This is a genomic window from Streptomyces sp. NPDC056948, from assembly GCF_042674225.1.
Taxonomy (GTDB): Bacteria; Actinomycetota; Actinomycetes; order Streptomycetales; family Streptomycetaceae; genus Streptomyces; species Streptomyces purpurascens.
This window is the reverse complement of sequence record NZ_JBHUQX010000010.1, coordinates 40,044-48,356: the sequence shown is the minus strand read 5'-3', so window position 1 is coordinate 48,356 and position 8,313 is coordinate 40,044. Positions and strand designations below refer to the sequence as shown.

Below are 8,313 nucleotides of genomic sequence, written 5' to 3'. Positions count from 1 at the left end.
ACGGACCCCGACGCCGGCACCGCAGCACGAGAAGTAGGCGACGGCGCCGAAGCACAGGAAGCCGCCTCCGAAGAGACGCCGGACGCTACGTCCGACACGGCGCCGGACGTGACGAAGGCCGGCTGGTTCGGTTGGCGGCGGCGCTACCCCCGTGCGGCGCGCGGCGTCAGCGTCGGGACGACCGTCCTCGCCGGTGTGCTCGTGTTCTTCGCGCTCCTCCTGCCCAACCAGATGGAGAAGATCGAGTTCGCCTCGTTCGTCCGCATTCCCGCCGAGGGCGTGCTGCTCGCGGGCCTGCTGCTCGCGCTGCCGCCGCGGCCCCGGCGGATCGCGGCGGTCGCCTCGGGTGCGTTCCTCGGGCTGGTCACCATCCTGAAATTCGTCGACATGGGCTTCTACCAGGTGCTGGCCCGGCCCTTCGACCTGGTGCTGGACTGGATACTGATCGAGAACGCGACGGACTTCCTGAGGGAGACGTTCGGCCGTACCGGCCAGGTGCTGGCCGTGGTCGGCGTGATCGTCCTGTTCATCGCGGTGCTGGTCCTCACGACACTCGCCGTGGTGCGGCTGACGAACCTGATGGTCAGCCACCGTCCCGTCGCCGCCCGTACGACACTGATCCTCGGCACGGCGTGGATCACCGCCATGACGCTGGGCGTACAGATCGGCAGCGTGCCGTTCGCCACCAAGGGCAACGCCGAGTTCCTCGGCAACCGTGTCGACCAGGTGCGCGCGGGCCTGGCGGACGCGCGGGTCTTCCGGAAGCAGGCCGCCGTGGACGCCTTCGCGAAGACGCCGCCCGACCAGTTGCTCACGGGGCTGCGCGGCAAGGACGTGCTGTTCACCTTCATCGAGAGCTACGGCCGTGTCGCGATCGACGACCCGGCGATGGCGCCGCAGATCGACTCGGTGCTCAAGGAGGGCACCAGCTCGCTGAAGGCGGCCGGTTTCGAGTCGCGCAGCGGCTGGCTGCAGTCGCCGGTGACGGGCGCGGGCAGCTGGCTGGCCCACTCGACGTTCCTGTCCGGGCTGTGGATCAAGAACCAGCAGCGGTACCGCAACCTGACCACCAGTGACCGCATGACGCTGACCAACTACTTCGGCAAGACGAAGGCCTGGCGGACCGTCGGTGTCGTGCCCGGGGTGCGCCGGGCCTGGCCGGAGGGGAAGTACTTCGGCCTGGACCACATCTACGACTCCGAGCACCTCGGCTATCACGGCCCGTACTTCAGCTGGACGCCCGTGCCCGACCAGTTCAGCATGGAGGCCTTCCAGCGTCTGGAGCACGGCAAGAAGGACCGTGAGCCGATCATGGCGGAGATCATCCTCGCCTCCAGCCACAACCCGTGGTCGCCCATCGCGCGGATGATCGACTGGGAGGACCTCGGCGACGGCTCGGTGTTCCACCAGATCAAGAAGGAGGGCACCAACCCCACGGAGGTCTGGAAGGACCCGGAGAAGGTGCGCACCGAGTACCGGAAGGCCATCGAGTACTCGATCCGGAGCCTGACCGAGTGGCTCGAGCGCTACGGCGACGAGGACACGGTCCTCGTCTTCCTCGGCGACCACCAGCCGGTGCCGACCGTCACCGCCGGGGACACCGGCAAGGACGTGCCGATCACCATCGTCGCCAAGGACAAGAAGGTCCTGGACCGGGTCGCCGACTGGGGCTGGACCGACGGCCTCAAGCCCGCCGAGAACGCTCCCCGGTGGGGCATGGACAAGTTCCGCGACCGCTTCATGACGGCGTACGGTCCGCAGGGCTGAGGAACTCCCCCGCGGCCACGAGGAACTCCTCGGGCCGGGCTTCGTGAGGAAGGGCTCCCTCTGCCGACCGCAGAAGGAGGCCTCACTCCCGTCCGGAGGAGCCGGAGAAGAAGGCGGTCACGCGTCGCACGAACCACTCCGGGTCGTCCAGCCACGGGTAGTGCCCCGCCCCCGGCTGTACCGCGAACTCGCCCGCCGGGAAGGCCTCGGCGGCATGCCGGGCAAGGCTGGGGCGCGGGCCGCCATCGGCCTCGCCGGCCAGGACGAGCACCGGGGCGGTGACGCGGGCGAGCGCGGTCCGGGTCGTGGCCGGGTCGTAGGCGCCGTGCGCGCCGTAGAGGTCCCCCGCGTCGTCGTTGGTCTCTTCCTCCTCGCGGTCGGCGTGGGCCCGGGCGGCGTCGTCCCAGCGTCCGTAGAAGAACGGGAGGAACACGGGGTCGAAGTCCCCGGTGCCGGCCAGCCAGGCCTCGAACGCCGGGAAGGCGTCCGTGAACCAGGGTTCCGGCTCGCGCAGCCGGGCCGCCGCCAGCCGGTCCTCGGCCGTCGCCGGCAGGCCCAGCGCCCAGGGGGTGGCGGTGACCAGCGCCAGCCGTCCCAGCCGGTCCGGACAGCGGGCCGCGTAGAGCATGGCGAGACTCCCGCCCGCCGAGTGCGCGAGCACGTCCATCCGCTCCAGGCCCAGGTGGCGCCGCAACGCCTCGACGTCGTCCACGAGCCGGTCGCAGCGGTACGTCGTGGGATCCGCCGGGATCTCGGACCGCCCCGTGCCGCGCAGGTCGAGGAGGACCAACTGACGGTGCGCGTCCAGGCCGCCCAGGTTCCCGAGGTACGCGGAGGCCCGCATGGGGCCGCCGGGCAACACGACGAGCGGCTCGCCCTCACCGCGGATGTGGCAGGCGAGTCGGGTCCCGTCCGGGGCACTGAAGGTCGGCATGCGGTCGATCATCGGGCGCAAGCACGATCGGTGGCAACGGAGTTGTCAGAGCGGGTGCAGGGGCGGCAGCTCGGGTAGTCCGTCGGGCGCGCCGAGCCTGGTGGCGAGTGCGACCTTCGTGCTCGCGTCGACGCCCCGGAACCGGACCTTGGCGTGTACTACCCGGCTGCTGCCGCCCCCGGCCCTCCTCCGAGGTCTTTCCTGAGCTCCCGTTTGAGGATCTTCCCGCTGGCGTTGCGCGGGAGTTCGTCCACGAAGAGCACTCTCTTCGGCGCTTTGAAGTGCGGCAGGTGCTCGCGGACGTGGTCGATCAGTTCCGCCTCCGTGACCTCGCCGTGCGGGACGACGACGGCCGTGACGGCCTCGATCCAGCGTTCGTCGGGGAGGCCGACGACCGCGGCCTCGGCGACCCGGGGGTGGGTGTACAGGGCGTCCTCGACCTGGCGTGAGGCGACCAGGACGCCGCCGGAGTTGATGACGTCCTTCACCCGGTCGACGATCGTGAAGTAGCCGTGCGCGTCGCGGACCGCGAGGTCACCGGAGCGGAACCAGCCGTCTCGGAAGGCCTCGGCGGTCTCCTCGGGTTTGTCCCAGTAGCCCTCGCACAGTTGCGGGGAGCGGTAGACGATCTCGCCGGGGGTGCCGTCGGGTACGACCTCGCCGTCCTCGTCGACCACGCGCGCGTCGACGAACAGCACGGTACGGCCGCAGGAATCCATACGGCCCTTGTGCTCCTCGGGGGCGAGGACCGTGGCGAGGGGGCCGATCTCGCTCTGGCCGAAGCAGTTGTAGAAGGCCAGCTTCGGGAGGCGCTCCTTCAGCCGTTCCAGTACGGGGACCGGCATGATCGACGCCCCGTAGTAGGCCTTGCGCAGGCCGCTCAGGTCGCGGGTGGCGAAGTCGGGGCGGTTGGACAGGGCGATCCAGACCGTGGGCGGGGCGAACAGGCTGTCCACGCGGCCCGCTTCGACCAGGTCGAGGAGCCGGTCGCCGTCGGGTGCGTCGAGGACGATGTTCGTCGCCCCGACCGCGAGGTAAGGCAGCAGGAAGACGTGCATCTGCGCCGAGTGGTACAGGGGCAGCGAGTGCGCGGGGCGGTCCCCCGCACTGAGGTCGAGGGCCGAGATGGCGCTCAGGTACTCGTGCACCAGGGCCCGGTGCGTCATCATCGCGCCCTTGGGCAGCGCTGTCGTCCCGGAGGTGTACAGCAGTTGCGCGAGGTCCTCGGTGCGCGGCTCGGGCCCGTCGTACACGGGCGCCTCGGTCAGCAGCGCGAGCAGTGAGTCGTCGGCGTCGCGCAGGGGCGATGTCCGTACGCCGTCGGGGAGCCGGGCGGCGAGGTCCGGGTCGGCGAGGACCAGGGAGCTGCCGGACTGGCCGACGATGTAGGCGAGGTCGTCGCCGGTGAGGTTCTGGTTGACGGGTACGTGCACCAGGCCGGCTCGGGCGCAGGCCAGGAAGGCGATCAGGTAGGCGTCGGAGTTGTGGCCGTAGGCGCCGACCCGGTCCCCGGGGGACAGGCCCTGGTCGAGGAGGACGCTGGCCGCGCGGGAGACGGCGGTGTCGAGTTCGTCGTAGGTCCAGGTGCGCTCGCCGTACTCCACCGCGACGCGCGCCGGTGTGCGCCGGGCGCTGCGCCGTAGGACTCCGTCGACCGTGCTGCCGTGTCCGGGCGTCGTCATGACAAGTGATCCTCGGTCGGCCGCCCGGGGAGGTCAAGGACCGACCGGCTCAACCCTGCCGCCGCCAGCGGCGTCCGGTGTGATGGTACTGACGTATGAACCAAGAACATTTGTACGCTCAAGTCTCCTTTCCCTCAACGATGTTGGAGGGCACCATGCGCAGCCGCCTGAGACGCCTCGTTCTCGGAGCCACGGCCCTGTTCACGGCCGCGTCCGCGTTACCCGCGGCCGCCGCCCCGAGCCAGGGGCGGGCGGAGCAGCACCCTTCCCGTGACGGCCTGTCCGCCGTCATCCGCTACACCGAGTACGGCATCCCGCACATCCTCGCGAAGAACTACGCCGACCTGGGCTTCGGCACGGGCTGGGCGCAGGCCGCCGACGAGGTCTGCACACTCGCCGACGGGTTCGTGACCCTGCGGGGCGAGCGCTCCCGGCACTTCGGCGCCGACAAAGCCGCCGACGGCGCCCTCTCCGGTGCCAGGACGAACCTCGCCAGTGATCTGTACTTCCGCGGGGTCCGTGAGAGCCGCACCGTGGAGAAGGTGCTCGCCGAGCCCGCTCCCATGGGCCCGAGCCGCGACGCCCGGGGCATGATGCGGGGCTGGGCGGCCGGTTACAACGCCTGGCTGAAGAAGAACAAGACCACGGATCCCGCCTGTGCGGGCGCCTCCTGGGTCCGTCCGGTCACCGAGCTCGACGTGGCCGCCCGCTCGCTCGCCATCGCCTCGATCTCCGGCGAGGGGCGCTTCGTGGACACGATCACGACGGCGCAGCCCCCGACCGGAGCCACCACCGCTGCCGGTGCCACGTCCGCCAGGTCCACCCGCACACCCGACGCGCAGGCCGTGGCGAAGGCGGCGGACGAGCTGTGGGGCGACCCCGGCATGGGCTCCAACGCGGTCGCCTTCCGCGGCGACACGACGGCGAACGGAAGCGGTCTGCTGCTGGGCAATCCGCACTACCCCTGGGAGGGCGGGCGCCGGTTCTGGCAGTCGCAGCAGACGATCCCGGGCGAGCTGAACGTCTCCGGTGGCTCGCTGCTCGGCACCCCGGCGATCTCCATCGGGTTCAACGCACATGTGGCGTGGAGCCACACCGTCTCGACCGGCGTTCCGGCCAACTTCCACCGGCTGACGCTGGATTCGGCCGATCCCACGACGTACCTCGTGGACGGCAAGCCGGAGCGGATGAGGAAGCGGACCGTGACGGTCGCGGTGAAGGACGGCACGCCGGTGACCCGCACCCAGTGGTGGACCCGCTACGGCCCTGTCGTGACCTCGCTCAACTCCCAGGTCCCCCTGCCGTGGACCGGCACGACGGCGTACGCCCTGTACGACCCGAACGCCTCGAACCTCCGTTTCGCCGACACCTCGCTCGGCTTCAGCAAGGCGCGGAGCACGGACCAGGTCCTCGCGTCCCTCTCGCGGCATCAGGGCATTCCGTGGGTGAACACGATCGCCGCCGACCGGGCGGGACACTCTCTCTACACCCAGTCCCAGGTACTCCCCCGGATCACCGACGGGTTGGCGGAGCGCTGCTCGACGGAGCTCGGCAGGACCACGTATCCGGCGTCCGGCGTCGCGATCCTCGACGGCTCGCGCGGCGACTGCGCCCTCGGCAGCGATCCCGACGCCGTGGGGCCGGGCATCTTCGGCCCGGCGAGGATGCCGACGCTCAAGGACGCGCCGTACGTGGAGAACTCGAACGGCACCGCGTGGATGACCAACGCCGACCGGCCGATCACCGGCTACGAGCGGGTCTTCGGCACGGTGGGCACCCAGCTCGGCCTGCGCACGCGCGGCGGGATCGAGGACGTGGCGGCGATGGCGGACAAGGGCCGTCTGACCGTGCGCGACCTGCAGCGGCAGCAGTTCGCCAACCGGGTGCCCGCGGGCGATCTGGCCGCCGAGGACGTGGCACGGGCGTGCGCCGCGCTGCCCGGCGGCAAGGCGACGGGCGACGACGGCACACCCGTCGACGTGTCGGAGGCCTGCGGGGTGCTGAAGGCGTGGGACCGCACCATGGACACCGGGAGCCGGGGAGCGCTGCTCTTCGACAGGTTCTGGCGGAAACTGGAAGCGGCGGTGCCTCCGGGCCAGTTGTGGAAGGTGCAGTTCTCCGCGGCCGACCCGGTTCGTACCCCGAACACGCTGAACACGGACGCTCCGGGCCTCGCCACCGCCCTCGCCGACACGGTGACGGAACTGCGGGCCGCGGGCATCGCGCTCGACGCGCCGCTCGGCGCGCACCAGTTCGTCGTCCGCGACGGCGAGCGCCTTCCGGTGCCGGGCGGCGCGGGCCAGCTCGGTGTGTGGAACGTGATCCAGCCGACGTGGGACGCGGCCGGCGGTGGCTACACGGAGGTGCCGTTCGGCTCCAGCCACCTCCAGGCGGTGGGCTGGGACGGCAGTCGCTGTCCGGTGGCCCGCACCCTGCTGACGTACTCCCAGTCGTCGAACCCCGAGTCGCCGCACTACGCCGATCAGACGCGGCTGTTCTCGGGTGAGAAGTGGGTGACGTCGCGCTTCTGCGAGAAGGACATCCTGTCCTCGCCGAAGCTGAAGGTGGTGCGGGTGCACGAGCGGCGCTGACCGTGCCGAGTGGGGTGCCGCTCCCGGTGGGGCGGCACCCCGCTCATCCCGCCCGGCTGCCGTACATCAGTCGGCGCAGCACCGTTTCGGCGGGGCCCCGGCGCCCGGTCCGTTCGAGCGCGTACGCTCCGGCCACCGTGACCAGCCAGACGGCGAACGCGAAGAGCGCCATGGTCGCGCTGCCCAGATGCTCGCCGAGGCCCAGTCCCCAGGCGGCCAGTACCGGGACGAAGAGCAGCGAGTGGGCGAGGTAGCAGGACAGGGACCGTTTGCCGACGGAGGTCACCGCGGCCACCGCTGTCGCACCGTGCCGGGGCCGGCGGGTGGTCCACCAGTGCGCGAAGAGGGCGACGGCCGCGACATAGCCGAGGCCCGCGGCGTTGCCGGTGACGTCGCGGAGCACCGTGAGCGCTCCGGACTCGCTCTGCATGGCGTCCGGCACGTGCAGGACGCCGATGTGGGCGAGTGCGGCGGGCAGCGCGCCGAGCCAGCCGACCGCGATGCCGAGCACGGCCGTCAGGCGCAGCAGCGTGCGGTGGCGGCCCGGTTCCTCCAGGATGCGGCGGCGCGCGGCCCAGAAGCCGAGCAGGAAGAGGATGAACCCGCCGCCGACGAGGGTCAGCGGGGCGGCGACGAAGGTGACGAACAGGCCGGTCTGCAGCCGGGTGCCCGCCGCGGTCAGCCAGTTCCCCTCCTGTGATGCGTACGCCGTGAAGCCCGGGTCGGCCCCGGCGTCGCCGAATGTGCCCAGTTCGCCCCGGAACAGGGCCGAGAGGGCGGGCCCGGCCGAGACGAGCACGATCAGGGCGGCTCCGATCCCGATCCACCACTTCAGGGCGCGTTCGCCGCGTCGCAGGAAGGCCAGGCCGAGGACGAGGCTCAGGACTCCGTAGAAGCCGATGATGTCCCCCGCCATCAGCAGGACGGCGTGTGTCAGGCCGATGACGATCAGCCAGAGGCTGCGCCTGCGCAGGATCTTCGCGGCTTCTCGCGGTTCGGTGCCGGCGGCGGTCTGACGGAGGTAGAGCTGTGTCATGCCGTAGCCGAAGAGGAAGGCGAAGAGCGGATAGACCCGCAGGTCGAGCACGATGATCATGGTGAACTGCACGGCGTGGTCGAGCCACGAGCCGTCCACGGGCTGCCAGCCGGAGGGCCCGCGCCGGGCCGCCCAGAGGTGGAAGGCGGTGTTGGACAGCACGATGCCCAGCAGCATGATCCCGCGGGCGAGATCGGGGGCGAGTGCCCGCTCGCCCGGCCGTACGGCCCCCCGCCGCAGCGGTCCCTCTTTGGTCGCGATCGTCATGATGTCAAGCTAGGAAAGCGGGGCGTGGCAGGAAAT

At 71.2% G+C, this 8,313-nt stretch carries 5 protein-coding genes; 2 read left to right on the top strand and 3 right to left on the bottom strand.

Annotation, left to right across the window (positions count from 1 at the left end; genetic code table 11):
• Window positions 1-1,767 (top strand): sulfatase (locus ACFTZL_RS02730; RefSeq protein ID WP_382577364.1); only part of this gene is annotated, 1,767 nt, incomplete at its 5' end.
• Between the two features lie 82 nt (window positions 1,768-1,849).
• Here ACFTZL_RS02730 and ACFTZL_RS02725 read toward each other — a convergent pair.
• Both ACFTZL_RS02725 and ACFTZL_RS02720 read right to left on the bottom strand, forming a co-directional pair.
• On the bottom strand, window positions 1,850-2,701 hold the full coding sequence (locus tag ACFTZL_RS02725) for an alpha/beta fold hydrolase (RefSeq protein ID WP_382577361.1): 852 nt from the start codon (window positions 2,699-2,701) through the stop codon (window positions 1,850-1,852).
• Between the two features lie 158 nt (window positions 2,702-2,859).
• On the bottom strand, window positions 2,860-4,383 hold the full coding sequence (locus tag ACFTZL_RS02720) for an acyl-CoA synthetase (RefSeq protein WP_382577359.1): 1,524 nt from the start codon (window positions 4,381-4,383) through the stop codon (window positions 2,860-2,862).
• 155 nt (window positions 4,384-4,538) lie between these two features.
• On the opposite strand from ACFTZL_RS02720, the gene ACFTZL_RS02715 reads away from it, so the two are divergent.
• A complete protein-coding gene (locus tag ACFTZL_RS02715) occupies window positions 4,539-6,974 on the top strand; it encodes a penicillin acylase family protein (protein WP_382577357.1) in 2,436 nt (811 codons plus the stop codon).
• A gap of 43 nt (window positions 6,975-7,017) precedes the next feature.
• Here the strand turns inward: ACFTZL_RS02715 and ACFTZL_RS02710 are convergent, their stop codons facing one another.
• A complete protein-coding gene (locus ACFTZL_RS02710) occupies window positions 7,018-8,277 on the bottom strand; it encodes a DUF418 domain-containing protein (protein ID WP_382577354.1) in 1,260 nt (419 codons plus the stop codon).
• Window positions 8,278-8,313: the final 36 nt, after the last annotated feature.